This window comes from Sneathiella sp. P13V-1 (assembly GCF_015143595.1).
Lineage (GTDB): Bacteria > Pseudomonadota > Alphaproteobacteria > Sneathiellales > Sneathiellaceae > Sneathiella.
Window position 1 is genome coordinate 1,406,534 of record NZ_WYEU01000001.1, and the last position, 20,941, is coordinate 1,427,474.

Here is a 20,941-nt window from a genome sequence, read left to right on the forward strand (position 1 = left end):
ATCATGCCCTCTGTCAATCTATCCGAGGGTTGGCGACATGAAACCGTCACATTTATGTTGGAAAGCTGTCCAATAGATAGGTTGTGTAACAGTTCTTGTTCTGCCCCCAAAATCACTTATATTGCGTGAAACGCGATGGGGGAGTGAAATGGGTACATACCTGCCTCGTCAGATTCTATAAGAAAATTGGGAATTTCTATTATGAAAGCAGCAAATCTCCTGGCACTGGTTATTGTGGCTGGGGTCTCCGCGGGTATCGGCTATTATGTTGGCACTGATATGTCCATGTCACCAAAAGGTGAAGCCGAAGCTCCTGCGACAAATGTTACCACAAAGGCGCCCGCAGCCGATGATGCCGTTGTCGCGACTGTAAACGGTGTGGAAATCCGCGAATCTGATGTGACAAACCTGTACGCAAATCTGCCACAGCAATATAAACAGGTTCCGTTTGAGATGATTAAATCTCAGTTGGTAGATCAACTGGTTAGCATGAAGATCGTTCAAAAAGCAGCGAAGGATGAAAAATACAACGAACAGGCTGGTTATCTGGATCGTGTTGCTGACGCTAAAGACCAGATCCTTCAAGAATTCTATCTACAGGAAAAAATGACGGCAGCCGCCTCTGAAGAAGCGGTCAACGCAGCATACGAAAAACTGAAATCAGAGTTTGAGCCGAAAGAAGAAATTCGCGCACGTCACATTCTGGTGGAAAAAGAAGAAGAAGCTCGTGACGTGGTTGCCAAACTGGATGCGGGCGAAGACTTCGTTGAGCTTGCTAAAACAACATCTGTTGGTCCCTCCGGCCCACAGGGCGGTGATCTTGGCTTCTTTGGCGAAGGCCAGATGGTGAAGCCTTTCTCTGATGCCGCCTTTGCCATGGAGCCAGGTACTTATACAAAAGAGCCTGTGAAAACTCAGTTCGGCTGGCACGTGATCAAACTTGAAGAGCGTCGTAACACCCAGCCACCAGCGCTTGAGCAGGTTCGCGGTGAGCTTGAAAACCAGATTTCCAATGAGGCTGTATCCACACTCATTGATGATCTGCGTGGTAAAGCAACGATCGATATTGTTGGTGAGAAAAAAGATGAGGCTGCTTCTGAAGAAGCAGATAAAGCCAAGCAGTAATCGGCTTTCAACTCTACTAAAAGAAAAGGCCCTTAATCGGGCCTTTTTTATTGAGATCAGCCATCCTGGTTGGAAAGCCAGGGGACAGCGGCAATTTCGACGCCTTCCTCTATAAGCTCCTGCTGTTCTTCCTTCGTCGCCTGGCCGTAAATGCCACGTTCTTCCGTTTCGCCATAGTGGATCTTGCGGGCTTCTTCGGCGAAATTTTCCCCTACATAATCGCAGTTTTCTTCAACATTCTTGCGAAGCTCGCGAAGGGCCTTCATGGCAACAGCCATTTCTTCACTTTGTTTCTGAGTCGAAACTTCGGGAGCTTTGCGATTGCCCTTTTTGGGGATAGAAGGCGCCATAGGGGCCTTCACGATATTGGTTGAGCCGCACAGGCTGCAACTTACAATACCTTTTTCGTTCTGCTCGTCATAAGCAGAGCTATTCTTGAACCATGCTTCGAAAACGTGATTCAGATCGCATTTGAGATTATATTTGATCATTTACTAACTGTTACGTAACTGGGAATATCCGATCAAACGGCCTGTATTTCTTATCTTAAATAAGGATTTTTGCGGTAACTGCAAGTCTTTGGCGCGATGATGGTGGATCTGGAGGGGCAGATGAGCGATATGAAAATTTCATCCTGGGTGGCAGGGGCTGAAAAATGGCTCCCTGAAACGGGTGTTGCGCTGGATGTGGCTGCCGGCAAGGGGCGTCATTCCATATTCTTAAGTAATTTGGGATTGGATGTGGTCGCTGTAGATATCAATACCTCTCATTTAGATTTACTGCCTCAGAAGAATATTAATGTTGTTGGCGCTGATCTTGAGGGAGAGGCATGGCCTTTTCATCTGGAAGTTTACGATGTGATATTAGGGGTGAATTACTTGCACCGTCCTCTTTTCCCAGCGATCAGAAACAGCCTTAAACCCGGCGGAATTGTTATCTGGGATACCTTTGCCATAGGGAATGGAAAATATGGTAGGCCATCAAACCCCAACTTTCTTTTAAGCGAGGGGGAGTTGCTAAAATCGTTTGAAGGATTTCAAATTCTGGATTTTGCTGACGGGTTTGTGGATGGCCCCAAACCCGCCATGCGTCAGTCGATAATTTGCAAGAAGCCCGATTAGGCTCCGCTATGTGTCAGGGTGAAGTCCCTGATGTTTTTGAGGTTCGGTACTTGTTGTCGGCGTTTGGCAACCTGTTCCATATCCAAAGTCGCCATGGTGATGCCAATTTCTTCGCCGCCATCTGCCAGTATTTCGCCCCATGGATCAACAATGATGGAATGTCCATATGTCTGGCGTTTTTCAGAATGTCTCCCACATTGAGCCGCAGCGATCACGAAGCACCCATTTTCGATCGCACGTGCTCTTTGCAGGATATGCCAATGGGCACTTCCTGTTGTGTAGGTAAAGGCCGCGGGGGTTACAAAAAACTCTGCCCCGCCGTTTCTGGCAAGCTCCTGAAACAGATGGGAAAAGCGAATGTCATAGCAAATTGACAGACCACAACGTCCCCACGGAAAATCAGTGGTAACAGCAACCTCTCCCGGTGCATAGGCACTGCTTTCCTTATGGGTTTCACCATTGTCCAGCTCCACATCAAACATATGGATTTTATCGTATTTCGCTGTGACTTCCCCTTTTGGGTTGATCACAAAAGCACGATTGGCAAGGCGGTCTTCATCTGGCTTTTTGATCACCAAAGAACCCGCATGGATCCATTTCTCATGTTTCGCAGCCAGTTCCTTAAGAGCCTTCAATGTGATGTCATCTTCTTCAAACTGTGCCTTTTCCCGGGCGGCAGCTTTATGAGGTTCCATCATATTGGTAACTTCAGGGGTGGAGATGAAATCCGCCCCACTTAAGGCGGCTTCTTCCACAAGCTCCGTTGTTACTTTCAGGTTTTCAGCAGGTTCCGTGCCTGATGTCAGTTGAATGCAGGCGGCGGTAAAACTGGACATGGGATTCCCTCAGACTTTTGTTTTATGCGTTGCCCAGAATTTGATCCAGTTTGCCAGCAGCGTCAAGACGATGCACATAATCGCAATCACCGATATGTTTACCGCCTACAAAAATCTGGGGAACTGTGTGGGCGCCGCCTGCACGTTTGCGCATTTCTTCGCGGCCGCGAAGGTCGGTTGTCACATCGATTTCTTTAAACTGAACGCCTTTTTTCTTCAGCAGCGATTTCGCGCGAGAGCAAAAGGGGCATAGCATCGTTGTGTAAATTTCTACTTTTTTCATTGGGTGCTCATAATTCATAAATAACTAGGACGAGCATTATATAGACTGACTTAATGTGCATACAAGAAGCAGTTAATCTTCACATCCTTGTGATGTGGTGGAGGTCACACCACGCTCGCCCGAACAACCCGCCCCAGAGTGAGCGCAGAAGCAGAAGTAGCGCCAGCCCGAAGAAGGGTCTTCGCGCATTCTTCCAGTGTCGCGCCGGTTGTGTACACATCATCGATCAAGACGATATGCCTCCCCGACAAAATCTCCCGCCCTTTTGGGGTGATTTCAAAGGCGCCTTTGACGTTGCGGGTGCGTGCTTTCAGGTTTTTGTTCCCTTGGCTATCTGTATGACGAATTCGCTTTAAACTTAACGTGTCAACTTCCAGCCCTGTCTGGCGTGCGATCTCCCGGGCGAGAAGGGCCGACTGGTTAAATCGCCGCTTTAGGAGGCGTTTGGGATGCAAGGGGACTGGGACGAGGCAAGGGTTACTTTCAAAGAGTTCCTGACCTGCCCGAGCCATCCATTTGGCAAAACTGATAGTTTGGTCGGTTTGGTCCCCATGTTTGAACGCAAGGATCATGTCTCGACTGTTTTCATCATATCGGAGCACAGAAATTGCCTGCTCGAAACTGGGTCGTGCCCGAAGGCAATGACCACATAAAGCGTCCGCTTCCATATCATATTCAAACGGCAGGCCGCAGCCATAGCAGGTAGGTTTGCTGATAAAGGTAATCTTACCCCAACAGTTTGCGCATAATGTACCCGGACTGCTCACACTGTCCTGACAACAGGGACATTGCGGCGGAAACAAGCCATCCAGCAAAGTTTGTCCTGATTTCTGTATTAGGCCGGTAATTTTAGATGAAATCCCCATTTGGGAATTATGGAAGAATATAAGAAAAAATTGAACTCTTATTTAGTGTGTTCGCTGAGGTTTGTTATTTTTGTGTGGTCGTGTATTAAAAGGGCATGAGTAATTTATCCCTAGTCCCACCAGAAACACGGCTGTTTGATCGGAATCTAGTCAAAGTGCACCGCGAACGTGCTTTGAAAGGTGATTGGGCGCGTCATGCCTTTCTTTTTGAAGAAGTGGCGGACCGCTTGGCTGATCGGCTTCTGGACGTCACTCAGGATTATGATCTGGCGCTGGATATTGGTTGTCATGATGGTGCTCTTGGGCGTCAGATGCGTGCGCGCGGGTTGGTGAAAAATCTCATCTCCTGTGATATCAGTGCGGGAATGGTCAGCAAAACATCAGGGGAGCAGTCGGTTGTCGCCGATGAAGAAGTGTTGCCGTTCAAAGATGAAGTTTTTGATCTGATCGGCAGTAACCTCTCACTTCACTGGACAAATGATTTGCCGGGGGCACTTGTCCAGTTGCGCCGCAGCTTAAAACCAAATGGGTTATTCATAGGGGCGCTATTTGGCCTTGAGACACTCAATGAATTAAAAACCTGTCTCACCGAAGCAGAGCTGGAGATAAAGGGGGGGATGGCACCAAGGATCTCCCCGTTCACTGAGGTCAGGGATGCAGGTAGTTTGTTGCAGCGTGCAGGCTTTGCCTTGCCGGTGACAGATGTGGATGTGATTACCCTCAAATACCAAAATGCCTTCGCTTTGATGCAGGAGCTTCGCGGAATGGGGGAGGCAAATGCGTTGATTGAGCGCCATAAAGGTTTTACGGATAAGAAGGTGTTCATGCGTGCGGCCGAGATTTATCATGATAAATATGCCGATGAAGACGGTCTTATTCCGGCGACTTTCCAGATTATATATATGACTGGCTGGGCCCCTCACGAAAGTCAGCAAAAGCCACTTCTACCGGGTAGTGGCAAGACCAATCTTAAAAACGTTCTCTAATTATCTGGTGAGTTGAGTCATCGATCAGTCATAAAAATTTCACAAATGTAACCGTTTACATTTTTGTTTCTCCTGTTACTCTTCCTGCAACGAAACAAGAAACGGGGGCGGGGAGATGGTTGCGACAATTCGTGATGTTGCGAAGCTGGCAAATGTATCTGTTGCCACCGTATCCCGTTATGTGAACGGTACCCACAAAGTGCGTGGAAAGACCGCGGATCGGGTCAAAGCCGCAATCGAGGAGCTAGGCTTTCGCCCCAATGCGGTTGGGCGAAGTTTATCTACATCAACCACAAAATCCATCGGCATGGTGATCCCGTCGATCTCCAACCCGGTTTTCTCTGAAGCCGTGTCCGGCGTGACGGAAACGGTCAGGGCCGCTGGATATTCACTGACATTGACCACCAGTAGTTATGATCCAGAAGGGGAGGTGGAGGCCATCTCCACACTTCTTGAAAATCGCGTGGATGGTGTCATCCTCACGGTCACCAACCCCAAAACAAGTAAGGCGCTGGATTTACTGGATAAATCTTCGGTTCCTTACACTATGATCTACAATCAACCAAGCGAAGGTCGTTCCACGTTTACTGTGGACAACGTGGGCGCAGGGCGCGATGTGGCAGATGAGCTTATCCGGCTTGGTCATCAACGGTTGGGTATGATTTCCGGTAAGTTTTCAGCGTCAGATCGCGCCGATGCCCGCCGCGTTGGATTTGAAGCAGGGGCCGCCGCTGCTGGGCTTGTCGCGCCCGTCATCTGTGAGGTTGATTTCGACCTTCAGGACATCAGTGGTGTTCTGGAAAAGATGTTTCAGAACATGGAACAGGCGCCAACGGCCCTGTTTTGCTCAAACGATATTCTGGCTATTTCCGTGATCGGGGGACTGCGCCGAATGAAGATTGATGTTCCCGGTCAGGTATCTGTTATTGGCTTCGACGGTATTTCTGTCGGACGCCACATGTATCCCACTCTGGCGACGGTCGCTCAGCCGTCGAAAGAAATGGGAAGGAAAGCCGCCTCCCATCTACTATCGCGGTTTTCTGGGGGGCAGGATCAGGAAACTGGTATCCTGCCTCACACCTTTACCCTTGGGGAATCGGCGGGACCCGCCTGCAAGCTTGATCCCGCCACACCCCAGCAACTTACCCAAACTCTATCGAAAAGGTCTCCGACATGATCAGGAAAGTACTGAAATCCGCCATTTTGGGCGCTGCGCTTATGGTTAGCGCAGGTACAACTGTTACGCAAGCCGCAGATGCAATTTGTTACAACTGCCCACCACAATGGGCGGATTGGGCGTCACAGCTGAAATCCATCAAAAAGAACCTCGGTTATGACATCCCGCATGACAACAAAAACTCCGGCCAGACTTTGTCTCAGCTTCTTGCTGAAAAAGCGAGCCCGGTAGCTGATGTCGCTTATTATGGCGTGTCTTTTGGCATTCAGGCTGGTGAAAAAGATGTTGCTGAAGCCTATAAGCCAAAGCATTTTGATGAAATTCCAGAAGGCTTGAAAGATCCTGCTGGTAAATGGTTCACCATCCACTCCGGCACGCTTGGTTTCTTTGTGAATGTTGATGCGCTGGAAGGAAAGCCGGTTCCGACTTCCTGGAAAGATCTTCTGAAACCAGTATATAAAGGCATGGTTGGGTATCTTGATCCTTCATCCGCTTTTGTTGGTTATGCGGGTGCTGTTGCAGTGAACCGCGCCATGGGCGGTAGCCTTGATAATTTTGATGCTGGTATCCAGTATTTCAAAGATCTGGGTAAAAACGACCCAATCGTTCCAAAACAGACTTCCTATGCACGTGTTCTTTCCGGCGAAATTCCGATCCTGCTGGACTATGACTTCAACGCCTATCGCGCCAAATACAAAGACGAAGCCAACGTTCAGTTTGTTATTCCAGCTGAAGGCACCGTGGTTGTTCCTTACGTGATGAGCCTTGTGAAGAACTCTCCGAACCCGGAAAAGGGTAAGAAGATTTTGGACTTTATCATGTCTGACGAAGGTCAGAAGGTTTGGGCAAACGCCTACCTTCGTCCAGTTCGCGCATCCGCGTTGTCAAAAGAAGCTGCGGCTAAATTCCTGCCAGCATCTGACTACGCACGATCCACGCCAGTTGATTACAGCAAAATGGCTGCAGTTCAGAACGACTTCAAACAGCGTTACCTGAACGAAGTCCGCTAAGAATACCCTCAGGCGAGGAGGTTTTCCCTCCTCGCCATTTACTGGTTTAAGTGAATGATCTCCATTTTCTCTTCAAGACTGTTTTATTTATTGCTGCCGACCTTGATCGTCTTTTTGGCTTTCTTTCTTATTCCGATGGTTCAGCTGGTGATTGTCGGCGGGTCGGGTGAAGAAGGCGTGATGGCCTATCTTACCTTCCTGACAAAAGCGCGACATTTTGAAAGCATGGTGGCAACAGTTCTTTTGTCTGCTGTTGTGACAGTGGTTGCGCTCGTCGTTTCAACGATTGCCGGACTATTCTTGGTTCGTAACAGATTTCCAGGCCGCGAGACGCTTGTATCATTGCTGACGTTCCCGCTTGCTTTTCCAGGTGTGGTTATTGGTTTTCTGATCATTATGTTGGCGGGACGGCAAGGATTGATCGGATCCATTACGAAATCCCTGACAGGGGACAAAGTTGTATTTGCCTACTCCATGGCGGGTTTATTTTTAGGCTATCTCTATTTCTCAATCCCCCGCGTCATTCTCACCGTTATGGCGACAGCTGAAAAGTTGGATCGATCGCTGGAAGAGGCGGCTAAGTCCCTCGGGGCCAATCAATGGCGTGTCATCGTGGACGTGATGCTGCCCGCTTTGAAGCCGGGATTGATTGCTTCGGGCGCAATTTGTTTTGCGACCTCTATGGGGGCCTTTGGAACGGCCTTTACACTGGCCACCAATATTGATGTGTTGCCAATGACCATCTATACGGAATTTACCTTAAACGCCAATTTTGCAGGGGCGGCCAGTCTCTCAATTGTCCTTGGGCTTATCACTTGGGTGGCCCTCTTTATTGCGCGAAGCCTTTCAGGCTCAACAGTCGCGGCATCGGGGTAAGTCATGGGAAAACAAAAGCTATATTTTTATCTGCAACTGGGCTTTACCCTTCTCGTCTCGGCATTTCTTATTTTGCCGGTGGTATTGTCTGTTCTGGCGGGCCTCACAAAGAACTTCTTTAAAGGGCTTGAAAGTGGGCTTACCACAAAATGGGTGGTGGAGGTGTGGGGGCTTTATGCTGACACGATCTTCCTGTCCATGTTTATTGCGCTGGCCTGCTTGGTGGTAACACTGATCCTTGGGGTGCCAACGGCTTATGTCTTGGCGAAAAAAGGGGGGCGGGCAGCCAGGTTCTTTGAAGAACTGATTACCTTGCCGGTCGCGATCCCCGGTCTCGCCATCGCTTTGGCCCTGATCATGACGTATGGCGGCTTTAGGGAGTTCCGAAGCAGTTGGGTGTTCATTCTGGTGGGGCATGTGCTCTACACACTGCCTTTCATGGTGAGGTCGGTTTTGGCCGTGCTTTCCAGTATCAATTTCACCGAACTGGAAGAAGGCGCCGCAAGCCTTGGGGCTAGTTTCTGGCAGCGCTTCTGGCATGTGCTTATTCCAAATGCGAAACCCGGTATCCTCGCAGGATCATTGATGGTGATTACGCTTTCCATTGGGGAATTTAACTTAACCTGGATGCTGCACACACCACTTACAAAGACCCTACCGGTGGGACTTGCGGATAGTTATGCGTCCATGCGCCTTGAAGTGGCAAGCGCCTATACTCTGGTCTTTTTTGTTATGATTATCCCGCTGTTGGTGGCCATGCAGATTTATTCATCTGAAGGACGCCGGGAAAAGCGGAAGGCTGCGCTCAAGAAACCCGCGCAGCAGGAGAGTTAATATGTCTCAACTTACATCCATTTCCATTGAAGGCTGCAGCAAGACCTTTGCGGATGGTACCCAAGCCTTGAACCCCATCCATCTGGAAATTGCGGGCGGGGAAACTCTGGTTCTTCTTGGGCCTTCTGGCTGCGGTAAAACCACGCTTCTTCGTATTATTGCGGGGCTCGAACAACCTGATCCGGGGGGACGTGTTATCTTTAACGGCGATGATGTTACCGATTTGCCCATCGAAAAACGCAATGTAGGGATGGTGTTTCAGTCTTATGCTTTATTCCCCAATATGACGGTTGCGGAGAATGTGGGGTATGGGCTGAAAGTCCGTAAAGAGAAACCCGCGGCGATCAAAGAGCGTGTCGATGAAATGCTTCAGATGATGCAGATTGAGGAGCTGAAAGATCGTCGCATTGAACAGTTGTCGGGTGGGCAACGTCAACGGGTTGCTCTGGCACGTGCCATTGCAGTTCGCCCGCGCGTCCTTCTGTTGGATGAACCCTTAACAGCGCTGGATGCGTTGCTTCGGGATCATTTGCGGATGGAAATCGACAGCTTGCTGCGGCGTTTGAATATCACCGCGATTTACGTCACCCACGATCAGGCGGAAGCCATGGCACTTGGGGATAGAATTGTGGTGATGAGCAAAGGGGAGATCTCACAAATCGGCTCCCCCCGTGAAATATACCATCAGCCCAAAACAGACTTCGTGGCGAGCTTTATCGGAACCATGAACAGTCTTCCGGAAAAGAACATTTATTGTCGCCCGGAAGATGTTGAATTACTTTCCAGCTCGGAAGGTGCTGATTATGTGGGAAAAGTCACGTCATCCTTCTTCTTGGGTGATCGTACACGTCTGGTGCTTGATGGTATTGGATCTGGTGATTTCATTGTGGAAGCGGCCCTACGTGAAGAAATCGCAGACGGTACAGAAATTCCTGTTCGGATCCCTAAAGGAAAACGGATCCAGCTTGACACTCAAATTATGGATAAAGGCACATTATGATTCTCGGTCAATTAACAGATTCCCATATCAAGGTTGAAGGCCGTTTGGCCTATGATCTGTTCGATTCTAAAATCCTGTTTGATAAAGCGATCGCGCGGATCAATGCCTACGAGCCTAAGATGGACGCGGTTATTGTTACCGGGGACCTTACTGATATCGGGCTTCCAGAAGAATATAAACGCTTGCGTGACTGCCTTGATAAGCTTGAGGTGCCGTGGTTCCCGGTTCCGGGTAATCATGATCAGCGGGAAAACTTCCTCAACTGTTTTGGGGATCTGCCAGCGCTTAAAGATTGTGATGAGTTTGTTCAATATACGGTTGAAGATTTCCCAATTCGCCTGATCGGTCTGGATACCGTCGTTAGTGAAAAATCATACGGATTTCTGTGTGAAAAGCGCCTTCAATGGCTGGACAAAACACTGTCCGAACAGCCTGAGCGACCAACAATGCTGTTTATGCATCATCCGCCGATCAAGGTGGGGATTACCCATATGGATGTGCAGAACCTTACCAACGCCGAAGCACTCTATGAATGTATCGCCCCGCATAAACAGGTGAAGCATTTGGCATGTGGACATGTTCACAGGGCCATTGAAACCTGCGTTAATGGTGTGGGGGTCAGTATTGCACCAAATGGGGCACATGCGGTCGCACTGGATCTGGAGCCAAATGGACCCGCATGCTTTGAAATGGATCCAGCGGCGTTTCGCCTGTTCCTAATTGATGATGAAAGCGCCCAGATCATTTCCCACGTGGGGTATGTGGAAGATAATGGGGGCAAGCATCCGTTTTTTGATGAGAACGGTAAACTGATTACCTAAAGCAAATCCCGAAGCATGGCGATCAAAGGAATATCCGCTGGAGGCATCGGATATTCCTTTAACTGGTTGGCGCGCACCCACTTTAAATTCTGACCTTCCAGGCCTTTTGGGGTGCCGCTCCAGCGACGACAGACGTAAAGCGGCATCATCAGATGAAACTTCTCATAAGCGTGGCTCGCGAAGGTAAAGGGGGCAAGGCATGCTTCTGTCACATCAATGGAAAGCTCTTCCCTTAGCTCGCGGATAAGCGCCGCTTCAGGGCTTTCATTAGGCTCTACTTTTCCGCCTGGAAATTCCCAAAGCCCGGCCATGGATTTACCTTCCGGGCGCTGGGCAATCAGGATGCGGTTATCGTCGTCAACCAAAGCGACGGCCACCACAAAGACGGTCGGATACTCACTCACAGTAAAATTCCCTAGCTGCGATAATCGGCATTAATGTCGATATAGCCGTGGGTCAGATCACAGGTCCATGCATAGGCGCTGCCTTCACCAATCCCTACATTTACATCAATGGTGATATCGTCCCCTTTCATTAAGGGGGCTACCTGATCTTCACTGTAGGAAGGGCTTGGTGCACCATTTTCGGCAATCACCACACCGCAGATACGGATAAACAATTTGTCCCGGCTGGCTTTCTCGCCAGATTTACCAACGGCCATAACCACGCGGCCCCAGTTGGCATCTTCACCCGCAATGGCGGTTTTCACCAAAGGAGAATTGGCAATGGCAAGGGCTATGGTTTTGGCAGACGCATCACTTTCTGCGCCATCCACTTTTACCGTGATAAACTTGCTGGCTCCTTCGCCGTCTTTTGCAATCTGCTGCGACAGATCCTGCATAACTTCAAGAAGCGCCGCTTTATATTCTGCAAGGGCAGCATCGTCCGCATTTGCAGGGGCATCATTTCCTGCTGCGCCCGTTGCAAATAGAAGAACACTGTCACTTGTGGAAGTGTCGCTGTCTACGGTTACGCAGTTGAAACTTTTCTCATTTTCAGATTTCAGAATGTTCTGAAGGACCGCCGCCGGTATATTTGCGTCCGTGAAGATAAAGGCCAGCATTGTCGCCATATCCGGTGCGATCATGCCAGATCCTTTGGCGATACCGCTGATGGTCACGTCTTTACCACCGATTTGGCAGGTGGCGGACGCGCCTTTGGCAAATGTATCTGTCGTCAGGATTGCGCTTGCCGCCGCTTCCTGATTGCCTTCGGACATATCGTCCATCATACCCGGAAGGGTGTCCGTAATGAGTTTCGTTTTGATCACTTCGCCGATAACACCGGTTGAGGCGATATAAACTTCATCGGACGCGCATTGCATCAGCTCGGCCGCCGCGGCGGCGGTATCGGTTACCGTATCCATGCCCGCCTGACCTGTGAATACATTGGCAATGCCAGCATTTACAACAAGGGCACGGGCACTTCCTTTGGGCAGAATTTTCCGGCCCCAATCCACGGGCGCACCCGGCATGCTGTTTTTTGTGAAAACACCAGCAACCGTTGTCCCTGCGTCGAAGGTTGCAAACAGAAGGTCATCACGCCCTTTGTATCGCATCCCAGAATTTGCGGTCGCAAAACGCGCACCTTTCACCACCGGCAAGGCAGGGAAGTTTTCTGGAGCCAAAGGAGATTTTTTCATCGGATTAACCTTCAAAAAATAATGAACTAAGCCAGATACGTTAATTCTTCATATCCGGTCAATTGCAGAATCTGTTTTGGGATAACTTATTCTGGACGTGTGGCACAAAGCATATAGTTGACGTCAAAGTCTCGGCTGAGGCTCCACTTGTCATTAAGCGGATTGTAGGTCGCTCCCGTCATATGCTCGACGGTAAGGCCTCCTCTGCGCACCAGGTGGACAACTTCAGAAGGTTTCAGGAATTTCTTCCAGTTATGGGTGCCGCGTGGAAGCCAGCGCAGGATGTATTCCGCCCCGACAATGGCTAGCGCATAGCTTTTCACGGTGCGGTTCAAGGTTGCCACAAACATGATCCCACCGGGCTTCAGCATTTTGCAGCAGGCGTTTGCAAAGCCTTCAAGATCCGCCACATGCTCAATCACTTCCATGTTGAGGATGATATCGAATTGCTCTCCAGCTTCGGCAAGATCTTCGGCAGTTGTATGGCGATAATCGATCTTCAGACCGCTTTTCTCAGCATGCAAAGATGCCACATTGATATTGGTTTCCGAGGCGTCAGCTGACACGACCTCAGCGCCCAAGCGCGCCATTGGTTCAGAAAGCAACCCGCCGCCGCATCCAATGTCCAACAGCCGCAAGCCCTTAAAGGGTTTTAACAGCGTCGTATTATCACCGCTTTTGATATTGAAATGCTGGATAACCTGATCACGGATATATCCAATCCGGATGGGATTGAACTTATGCAGAGGCTTGAACTTACCTGTTTCATCCCACCACTCATCTGCCATCGCAGCAAAGTTTGCGATTTCTTGTGGGTCTACCGATTTGGCGTGTGCTGCATCCGTCATGATTTTGAACCGAAAAATGTCTAAAAAAGCTAATAAATGCGTTGGAATGCTTGCCGAGCAAGCCCTGATAAGTATATGTATACGCTCCTTCGTAATGAAAGGGTAGCCGTTGATAAAATAAAACGGCATACGATGTGGCGGTGAAGAGAGGTTAGTGCGCAAAATGGCACGGATCGTTATGAAGTTTGGCGGGACATCGGTGGGGTCAGTTGACCGCATCAAAAATGTGGCCAAACGTGTTAAAAAAGAAGTTGATGCAGGTAATGAAGTAGCAGTGGTTGTCTCCGCCATGTCCGGGGAAACGAACCGGCTCGTTGGCCTCACGTCAGACGTGGCCTCATTGCATGATGCGCGCGAATATGATGTGGTCGTCTCCAGCGGTGAACAGGTGACGGTGGGTCTTCTTTCCATGGCTTTGCAGGATATTGGCGTTAATGCGCGTTCCTGGCTGGGGTGGCAGGTGCCGATCAAAACCAGTGATGTACATGGCGCGGCCCGTATTGAAGAAATTGACTGCACTGAAATTATTCGCCGTTTTGGTGAAGATCAGGTAGCTGTTTGTGCGGGCTTCCAGGGCGTTGGTCCTATGAACCGTATTACGACGCTTGGACGTGGTGGTTCTGACACCTCAGCGGTGGCGTTGGCAGCCGCCATGAATGCGGATCGTTGTGACATCTACACAGACGTGGATGGCATTTACACGGCGGATCCCCGGATCGCGACAAAAGCGTCCAAACTTGATAGAATTACATATGAAGAAATGCTGGAGCTGGCCTCCCTTGGTGCCAAGGTATTGCAGACCCGCTCCGTTGAAATGGCGATGAAGCATCAGGTGAAACTCCAGGTGCTCTCCAGTTTTGAAGACCTTCCAGGAACTCTGGTTGTTGATGAGGATGATATTGTGGAACAGCAAGTAGTAAGTGGCGTTACCTACACACGTGACGAAGCTAAGGTGACACTCCAGCAGGTAAATGATCAACCCGGTGTGGCTGCTAAGGTATTTGGCGCGCTGGCCGATGCCCATGTGAACGTAGACATGATCGTTCAGAATGTTTCTGAAGATGGAAAAGCCACGGACCTCACATTTACGGTTGGTGTGTCTGACCTGGACGCGGCAATGAAGGTTCTTGAGGGCCTGAAAGGTGAAGTAAACTGCAAAGCAATCGTTCCGGATCCGGATGTTGTGAAAGTGTCTATTGTGGGCATGGGAATGCGTAGCCATGCAGGTGTTGCACAAACCATGTTTGCGGCGCTGGCAGAAAAAGGTATTAATATTCAGGTGATTTCCACTTCTGAAATCAAAGTTAGCGTTCTCTTGGCAGAGGAATATACAGAACTTGCTGTGAGAACACTTCACTCAGCTTTTAACCTGGATGCAGCGTAACAATATGACTGAACAGACATCGTTTGACGGGGTGCAGGCACTCGAAAATGCCTGGGAACGAGGATGTGAGTTTCTAGGCACTAAATATGCCATTTTGGGCGGTGCCATGTCCTGGATTTCAGAGCGCAATCTGGTTTCTGCCATCTCCAACGCAGGTGGTTTCGGTGTGATTGCCTGTGGTGCCATGACGACTGATCTTCTGGATCAGGAAATTGCCGCAACCAAAGAACTGACCGACAAGCCTTTCGGTGTAAATCTGATCACCATGCATCCCGATCTGGATGCGCTGGTAGATGTCTGTTTGTCCCATAATGTGGGGCATGTGGTTCTGGCAGGTGGATTGCCGTCAAAAGATACCATCCTGAAAATCAAGGAAGGTGGCGCAAAGACAATTTGTTTCACACCGACCTTGGCGTTGGGTAAAAAACTGGTTCGCACCGGTGTGGATGCGCTGGTCATCGAAGGCATGGAAGCCGGCGGTCATATCGGCCCTGTTTCGACAAGCGTTCTGGCGCAGGAAATCCTGCCAAACATCAGTGATGTTCCTGTTTTTGTTGCCGGTGGTATCGGCCGGGGTGAAGCCATTGCGAACTACCTTCGCATGGGGGCCGCTGGATGTCAGCTTGGGACACGCTTTGTATGTGCAGATGAATGTATTGCACACCCGGACTTCAAAAAGGCGTTCAAACGCGCAAGTGCCCGTGATGCCGTGACCACCGTTCAGGTAGATCCACAGTTCCCGGTCATTCCAGTGCGTGCCTTGAATAACCAGGGTGTTCAGAAATTTATCGAGACCCAGCACGAAGTCATTGCGAAATACCGTGCAGGTGATCTTGATCTGGAAGCAGCACAGCTTGAGATTGAGCATTTCTGGGCGGGGGCCTTGCGCCGCGCCGTTATTGACGGGGATGTTGAATTTGGGTCTGTTATGGCAGGCCAAAGTGTTGGTATGGTGAAGAAAGAGCAGCCTGTTGCCGACATTATTCAGGAGCTGGTAAACGAAGCGGAAGCTGCCTTTAGCGCCTAAACACTAGAAAGGTAATTTGATGAACAGTGCGGCCGTCACCGGACCCCGTATACTGTTCCGCCAGATCCGGCAGGTGATGGCGGGCACGGGGGACGCTGAACTTCGGCTGCAGAAAATTGTTCGTCTCATTGCCTCCAATATGATTGCGGAAGTGTGTTCCTGTTACCTGATGCGGGCCGGGGACATGCTCGAACTTTTCGCCACAGAAGGCCTGAAGCAAGAAGCGGTTCATAACACCCGTCTTCGGGTTGGCGAAGGGCTGATCGGTGATATCGCGGCTCATTCGAGGCCGCTCAATCTTTCTGACGCACAAAGTCATCCCCGTTTTGCCTATCGTCCTGAAACGGGCGAGGAAATTTATCATTCTCTGTTAGGTGTGCCGATCCTCAGGGGCGGCCGGGTTATCGGTGTCCTTGCGGTTCAGAACCGCACTATGCGCCATTATACCGAAGAAGAGGCTGAAGCCCTTCAGACGGTCGCCATGGTGGTTGCTGAACTCGTCAGCTCTGAGGAGATGATCAGCAGCAAAGAACTGCTTGATACTGCGGGAAATGCTACAAAACCGCATCGCCTGACCGGGCGGACACTGGCTGATGGATTGGGCAGCGGGTATGCTATCTTGCACGAGCCGCATATCGTTGTTCAAAAAACCATTGCTGAGAATACGGCGGAAGAACAGGAGCGGCTGGAGAAGGCTGTTACCGCGCTACAAGATGCCATTGAAGCGATGCTTGTGGATCCCGAAGGTATTTTAACCGAAGAATCCCGGGATATCTTCGAAGCCTATAAGATGTTCGCCCATGACAAAAGCTGGCTTAAGAAACTTGAAAGCGCGGTGGATACGGGCCTGACCTGTGAGGCGGCGATCAAGCGTGTGCAGGATGATACCCGCGCGCGGATGAAGAAAATCACTGATCCCTATATCCGGGAGCGGCTTTCGGATATGGATGATCTGGCAAATCGATTGTATCTGCATTTGGATGGTATTCCGGTTCCGGACAAGCAGCATCTTGATCAGGATACGATCGTCGTGGCCCGCAATATGGGCGCAGCGGAACTCCTTGATTATGATAAGGAGCATCTGAAAGGTGTTATCCTTGTTGAAGGTACACGCAGTAGTCATGTTGCCATTGTTGCGCGCGCCATCGGGGTTCCTGTTCTGGGGCAATGTGAGGAAATTGCCAACGCCGTTGAGGACGGCGACTTTATTCTGGTGGATGCTGAAAATGCGCAAGTGTTCCTCCGTCCCGGCGATGATGTTATCCAAACCTTCAGTCGCAGTATTCGCCACCGCGAAGAGCGACAAGCCAAATACGCGGCGCTTCGTGATAAAGAAGCCGTTTCCAAAGATGGGCAGAAGGTTCAGCTCAGCATGAATGCCGGTCTTCTCATTGATTTGGACAATTTCCAGGGTGCTGGTGCGGAAGGAATTGGGCTGTTTAGAACAGAGCTGCAGTTCATGGTGCGCTCTCAAATGCCGAAGGTGGACGAGCAGACAAGCCTCTATGCCAAAGTTTTGGATAAAGCAAACGGGCGACCTGTGGTTTTTCGAACTCTGGATGTAGGCGGTGATAAAGCCCTTCCTTATCTGGAAATGAAAGAAGAGGAAAACCCGGCGCTTGGCTGGCGCGCCATTCGTATTGGTCTGGATCGTCCGGCATTGTTAAAGGCACAGCTTCGGGCCATGGTACGGGCCGCATCGGGACGAGATCTTTCTTTGATGTTCCCAATGGTGGCGGAAGTTTCGGAATTTGCCGAAGCCAAATCTCTTTTGATGAAGGAAATCGAACGGGAAGCCAAACGTGATGGTGGCGCACCAGTAAATGTTAGAGTTGGGACGATGATTGAAGTGCCGTCAATTGTCTGGCAATTGCCGCAATTGTTGCGCGAGGTGGACTTTGTATCTGTCGGTTCTAACGATCTGCTACAGTTTTTCTTTGCGGTGGATCGGGGTAATCCTATGGTCACCGACCGCTACGATATACTTAGCCCCAGTTTCCTGTCCCTTCTCAGATATATTGCTGTGGAATGTAATCGGAACGAAGTTCCGTTGTCACTCTGCGGGGATATTGCGGGTCGCCCGCTGGAGGCGTTGGCCCTTATTGGTTTGGGTTTCAGGCATTTGTCCATGTCCTTAGAAGGGTTGGGTCCTGTAAAGGAAATGATCCGGACCACTGATATCCCTAAATTGGAGGCTTTTGTCTCCAATCTATGCAGCAATTCTGCCCATTCAGTGCGGGAACAACTGCGCGCATTTGCCAAAGATCACGGCATTATTATTTAAATCATTGAACATTCTGCATTTTTTTCTGATAATTGCCACAAGGGCAATGATGCAGTGGTATTACTTATGCCCGGCACTGCATCTGGAAAGATGAGAGTATTCAATGGGAAGACAGGGGAAACTTCCACTTGATTCAGAAAAGGGGCGCCTCAATCTTAGCGTGGAAGCCGAGAATGAGGGCGATGGCGCGGTTGAGCCTCAGTATGCGGTTGAGCAGGAAATCACCGATGAGGTTGAGACTGAAGCTGTAGAAGTGCTGCCTGCACCAGAAGAACTGCCTCAGGATAAAAAGGCAGAAGCCGAATTTATCTCTGCTGAGGAAATGGGGTCAATGCAGGAAGAGGAAAATCTGACCCTTGGCGATTATCTACGTAATGAACGGATGCGCCGAGATCTCACTCTTCACGAAGCTGCAGAGCAATTACGCCTAAGACCCAAGCAGATCGAAGCCTTGGAGAGTGGGAATTATGAAAATCTGCCGGGCCATGCCTTTGTTACAGGTTTCTTGAGATCCTATGCCAACCTTCTGCAACTGGACGCGGTTTCAGTAGTAGATCTGTATAAAAGCGAAAGCCAGGGAGGGCATCAAGCCCCTGAACTGACATTTCCAGAGCCTACTTCAGAAGGTAAGATCCCGGGAATGGGCCTTATCCTTGGCAGTATGGTTCTGATCGCCGGGTTATTTGCAGGATGGTATTTCTACCTTTCGGAAAATCAGCTGGACCTGGAGATTGTGTCCAACCTGCCCGCAGAACTGCAGGAGAAGGTTGGGGCCTTAAGCGATGCGAATAGAGAGGCGGAAGCTCCAGAAGCGGCGGAGGTCCAGGAAACCCAAGCCGTTGCCAGCGAAAGCAACACTGCCGTCCAACCTCAGCTAGCAAGCCCAACATCAGTTGACAGCAGCAAGAGTGTTGACGTCTTAGCCTCAACTTCAGATGAGCCAAATGAAACCGCCAGCAGGACCGATCAAGTCGTGACGGATATTGCGAAAGCGGAAGTAACACCTCCTAAAGTGCCAGAAACGGTCGCCGAAAAAGACGTGACGATAGCTGCGTCTTCTGAACCTGTATCAGAGACAGAAAAATCTGAAGCCGCTGTTGTTCAACCGTCAAATGAACCGCAAAAGCCAGATGTAACCGAAGCTGCGCAACAGGCTGTGGTTACTCCAGAGGTGCAAGCTCCAGCTGTTGCTGAGGTTCCGTATGAGCAGAATAAATTGGATCTCGATCGAATTGAGACCAACTCCGCTGTGGCTGAGCGTACTGAAAGACTGCCAGAAGCATTAGGTGTTGAAAATGCGGACGGTCGTATTGTTATTGTGGCTAACCAGGAAGCGTGGGTTCAGGTAACAGGCTTAGATCAGGCGGTCGTTCTTGATAGAGTGTTGGAAGCTGGCGATACCTTTATGCTGCCAAACCAGACAGGATTGACCTTAAGTACTGCCAATGCAGGTGGGGTCGAAATTCGCGTTGACGGGGAAAACCTGGGGTCTCTTGGTAGTTACGGTCATATCGTTCAGTCAATGCCGCTTGTCGCAGAAGAATTAAAAGAAAAACTCACTACGGTTCAATAAATCGCTTTTAAGAAAGCGGTGGTGTAAAGAGAGGTTGAAATTTCTGCCTTTCCACGCCATTTTAGGCGTGAATTTCGAGGCGGCCTGACCGCAGATTTTAGCGAAAAGCACCAGTTCCATGAGCGTAAGACCATATCGCGATATTATTCGCCGTAAATCCCGTCAGATTAATGTGGGTAATGTATTAGTTGGCGGAGATGCTCCAATCAGTGTGCAGTCCATGACCAACACACTGACGTCTGATCCTAAAGCGACCATTGCCCAGATCCATGCACTGGAAGAAGCGGGTGCAGATTTGGTGCGTGTGTCCTGCCCCGATGAGGCAAGCACAAAAGCCTTGAAGGAAATTGTTCGGGAGACCACGGTTCCGATTATTGCGGATATTCATTTTCATTATCAGCGTGGGATTGAAGCGGCCGAAGCAGGGGCTTCCTGCCTTCGAATTAACCCAGGCAATATCGGGTCAGCGGATCGCGTGCGTGAAGTGATCAAGGCAGCGGTTGATAATGATTGTTCCATGCGTATTGGAGTAAATGCGGGTAGCCTTGAGAAAGAACTGCTGGAGAAATATGGCGAACCATGCCCAGAGGCTATGGTGGAATCGGCGCTCAATCACGCGCGCATTCTGGAAGACAATGATTTCACCAATTTCAAAATCAGTGTGAAAGCCTCAGATGTGTTTCTATCTGTTGCAGCCTATCAGGGACTTGCTGAGGCATGTGATTACCCACTTCATTTGGGGATTACCGAAGCCGGTGGTTTGACCGCAGGAACGGTGAAATCCTCCATTGGTCTTGGTATGCTTCTATGGTCCGGTATCGGTGATACACTTCGCGTGTCTTTATCCGCGGACCCTGTGGAAGAGATTAAGGTGGGATATGAAATCCTGAAAAGTCTTGGCCTTCGCCGCCGGGGTGTCACGATTATTTCCTGTCCCTCCTGTGCCCGTCAGGCTTTCCCTGTGATCAAGACAGTTGAAAAACTGGAAGAGCGACTGGAGCATATTTCCACACCGATGACCCTTTCCATTATCGGCTGTGTGGTCAATGGCCCGGGTGAAGCGCGGGAGACAGATATTGGCCTTACCGGTGGCGGAAAAGGCAATCACATGGTTTATTTAAGCGGTGTCACCGATCACAAGATTGACACAGACGGTATGGTGGATCATATCGTTGAGCTGGTTGAAGCAAAAGCAGAACAGTTGGAAGCGGAAGCCGCTGCTGCCGAGGCGTCTTGAAAGTTACGCCT

The 20,941-nt window shown here is 49.9% G+C and carries 21 protein-coding genes; 14 read left to right on the plus strand and 7 right to left on the minus strand.

Translation table 11 applies throughout. The annotated features are described in order from the left end of the window. Nucleotides 1–201 precede the first annotated feature (201 nt). On the plus strand, nt 202–1,125 hold the full coding sequence (locus GUA87_RS06810; protein WP_193715738.1) for a peptidylprolyl isomerase: 924 nt from the start codon (nt 202–204) through the stop codon (nt 1,123–1,125). Between the two features lie 56 nt (nt 1,126–1,181). On the opposite strand, the gene GUA87_RS06815 is transcribed toward GUA87_RS06810, so the two are convergent. After that, nucleotides 1,182–1,616 (minus strand): DUF1178 family protein, encoded by a 435-nt coding sequence (locus GUA87_RS06815; protein WP_193715739.1) that lies wholly within the window; start codon nt 1,614–1,616, stop codon nt 1,182–1,184. Nucleotides 1,617–1,736: 120 nt separating this feature from the next. On the opposite strand from GUA87_RS06815, the gene GUA87_RS06820 reads away from it, so the two are divergent. Then, nucleotides 1,737–2,246 (plus strand): class I SAM-dependent methyltransferase, encoded by a 510-nt coding sequence (locus tag GUA87_RS06820; RefSeq protein ID WP_193715740.1) that lies wholly within the window; start codon nt 1,737–1,739, stop codon nt 2,244–2,246. Here GUA87_RS06820 and GUA87_RS06825 read toward each other — a convergent pair. The 3 genes from GUA87_RS06825 to GUA87_RS06835 all read right to left on the minus strand — a co-directional run bounded on the left by GUA87_RS06825 (nt 2,243) and on the right by GUA87_RS06835 (nt 4,231). After that, nucleotides 2,243–3,082, minus strand: a complete 840-nt coding sequence (locus GUA87_RS06825; protein ID WP_193715741.1) for a carbon-nitrogen hydrolase family protein — start codon at nt 3,080–3,082, stop codon at nt 2,243–2,245. The genes GUA87_RS06820 and GUA87_RS06825 overlap by 4 nt on opposite strands. Nucleotides 3,083–3,104: 22 nt before the next feature. Further along, on the minus strand, nt 3,105–3,365 hold the full coding sequence (gene grxC, locus GUA87_RS06830; RefSeq protein WP_193715742.1) for a glutaredoxin 3: 261 nt from the start codon (nt 3,363–3,365) through the stop codon (nt 3,105–3,107). A 104-nt stretch (nt 3,366–3,469) separates the two neighbouring features. Further along, complete coding sequence (locus GUA87_RS06835; RefSeq protein WP_193715743.1) at nt 3,470–4,231, minus strand: ComF family protein; 762 nt, start codon at nt 4,229–4,231, stop codon at nt 3,470–3,472. Nucleotides 4,232–4,326: 95 nt separating this feature from the next. Here GUA87_RS06835 and GUA87_RS06840 point away from each other — a divergent pair, with 95 nt between their 5' ends. From GUA87_RS06840 to GUA87_RS06870, 7 genes are all read left to right on the plus strand, one after another. Further along, entirely contained in the window at nt 4,327–5,217 is an 891-nt protein-coding gene (locus GUA87_RS06840; protein WP_193715744.1) for a methyltransferase domain-containing protein, read from the plus strand. Between the two features lie 115 nt (nt 5,218–5,332). Beyond that, nucleotides 5,333–6,394: a LacI family DNA-binding transcriptional regulator gene (locus GUA87_RS06845; RefSeq protein WP_193715745.1), complete on the plus strand. Its 1,062-nt coding sequence runs from the start codon at nt 5,333–5,335 to the stop codon at nt 6,392–6,394. Beyond that, nucleotides 6,391–7,404: an ABC transporter substrate-binding protein gene (locus tag GUA87_RS06850; RefSeq protein WP_193715746.1), complete on the plus strand. Its 1,014-nt coding sequence runs from the start codon at nt 6,391–6,393 to the stop codon at nt 7,402–7,404. Before GUA87_RS06845 ends, GUA87_RS06850 begins: the two co-directional genes overlap by 4 nt. Before the next feature lie 54 nt (nt 7,405–7,458). Next, nucleotides 7,459–8,280: an ABC transporter permease gene (locus GUA87_RS06855; protein ID WP_193715747.1), complete on the plus strand. Its 822-nt coding sequence runs from the start codon at nt 7,459–7,461 to the stop codon at nt 8,278–8,280. A gap of 3 nt (nt 8,281–8,283) precedes the next feature. Then, complete coding sequence (locus GUA87_RS06860; protein ID WP_193715748.1) at nt 8,284–9,114, plus strand: ABC transporter permease; 831 nt, start codon at nt 8,284–8,286, stop codon at nt 9,112–9,114. A 1-nt stretch (nt 9,115) separates the two neighbouring features. Then, the gene (locus GUA87_RS06865) at nt 9,116–10,114 is read left to right on the plus strand and encodes an ABC transporter ATP-binding protein (protein ID WP_193715749.1); all 999 of its coding nucleotides are present in this window, start codon (nt 9,116–9,118) and stop codon (nt 10,112–10,114) included. Beyond that, complete coding sequence (locus GUA87_RS06870; RefSeq protein ID WP_193715750.1) at nt 10,111–10,935, plus strand: phosphodiesterase; 825 nt, start codon at nt 10,111–10,113, stop codon at nt 10,933–10,935. Before GUA87_RS06865 ends, GUA87_RS06870 begins: the two co-directional genes overlap by 4 nt. Here the strand turns inward: GUA87_RS06870 and mutT are convergent. The 3 genes from mutT to ubiG form a co-directional block, all read right to left on the minus strand. After that, entirely contained in the window at nt 10,932–11,339 is a 408-nt protein-coding gene (gene mutT, locus GUA87_RS06875) for an 8-oxo-dGTP diphosphatase MutT (protein ID WP_193715751.1), read from the minus strand. The genes GUA87_RS06870 and mutT overlap by 4 nt on opposite strands. A gap of 11 nt (nt 11,340–11,350) precedes the next feature. After that, entirely contained in the window at nt 11,351–12,577 is a 1,227-nt protein-coding gene (argJ, locus tag GUA87_RS06880) for a bifunctional glutamate N-acetyltransferase/amino-acid acetyltransferase ArgJ (protein WP_193715752.1), read from the minus strand. Nucleotides 12,578–12,663: 86 nt separating this feature from the next. Continuing rightward, complete coding sequence (gene ubiG, locus GUA87_RS06885) at nt 12,664–13,425, minus strand: bifunctional 2-polyprenyl-6-hydroxyphenol methylase/3-demethylubiquinol 3-O-methyltransferase UbiG (RefSeq protein WP_193715753.1); 762 nt, start codon at nt 13,423–13,425, stop codon at nt 12,664–12,666. Nucleotides 13,426–13,588: 163 nt separating this feature from the next. Between ubiG and GUA87_RS06890 the strand changes: the two genes are divergently transcribed. The 5 genes from GUA87_RS06890 (at nt 13,589) to ispG (ending at nt 20,930) form a co-directional block, all read left to right on the plus strand. Continuing rightward, nucleotides 13,589–14,809, plus strand: a complete 1,221-nt coding sequence (locus tag GUA87_RS06890; RefSeq protein WP_193715847.1) for an aspartate kinase — start codon at nt 13,589–13,591, stop codon at nt 14,807–14,809. Between the two features lie 4 nt (nt 14,810–14,813). Beyond that, complete coding sequence (locus GUA87_RS06895) at nt 14,814–15,836, plus strand: NAD(P)H-dependent flavin oxidoreductase (RefSeq protein ID WP_193715754.1); 1,023 nt, start codon at nt 14,814–14,816, stop codon at nt 15,834–15,836. Nucleotides 15,837–15,855: 19 nt separating this feature from the next. Next, nucleotides 15,856–18,120, plus strand: coding sequence for a phosphoenolpyruvate--protein phosphotransferase (gene ptsP / locus GUA87_RS06900; protein ID WP_193715755.1), 2,265 nt, complete (start codon nt 15,856–15,858; stop codon nt 18,118–18,120). A gap of 103 nt (nt 18,121–18,223) precedes the next feature. Then, nucleotides 18,224–19,693, plus strand: a complete 1,470-nt coding sequence (locus GUA87_RS06905) for a helix-turn-helix domain-containing protein (protein ID WP_193715756.1) — start codon at nt 18,224–18,226, stop codon at nt 19,691–19,693. A gap of 118 nt (nt 19,694–19,811) precedes the next feature. Then, nucleotides 19,812–20,930 (plus strand): flavodoxin-dependent (E)-4-hydroxy-3-methylbut-2-enyl-diphosphate synthase, encoded by a 1,119-nt coding sequence (gene ispG, locus GUA87_RS06910; RefSeq protein ID WP_193715757.1) that lies wholly within the window; start codon nt 19,812–19,814, stop codon nt 20,928–20,930. Nucleotides 20,931–20,941 lie beyond the last annotated feature (11 nt).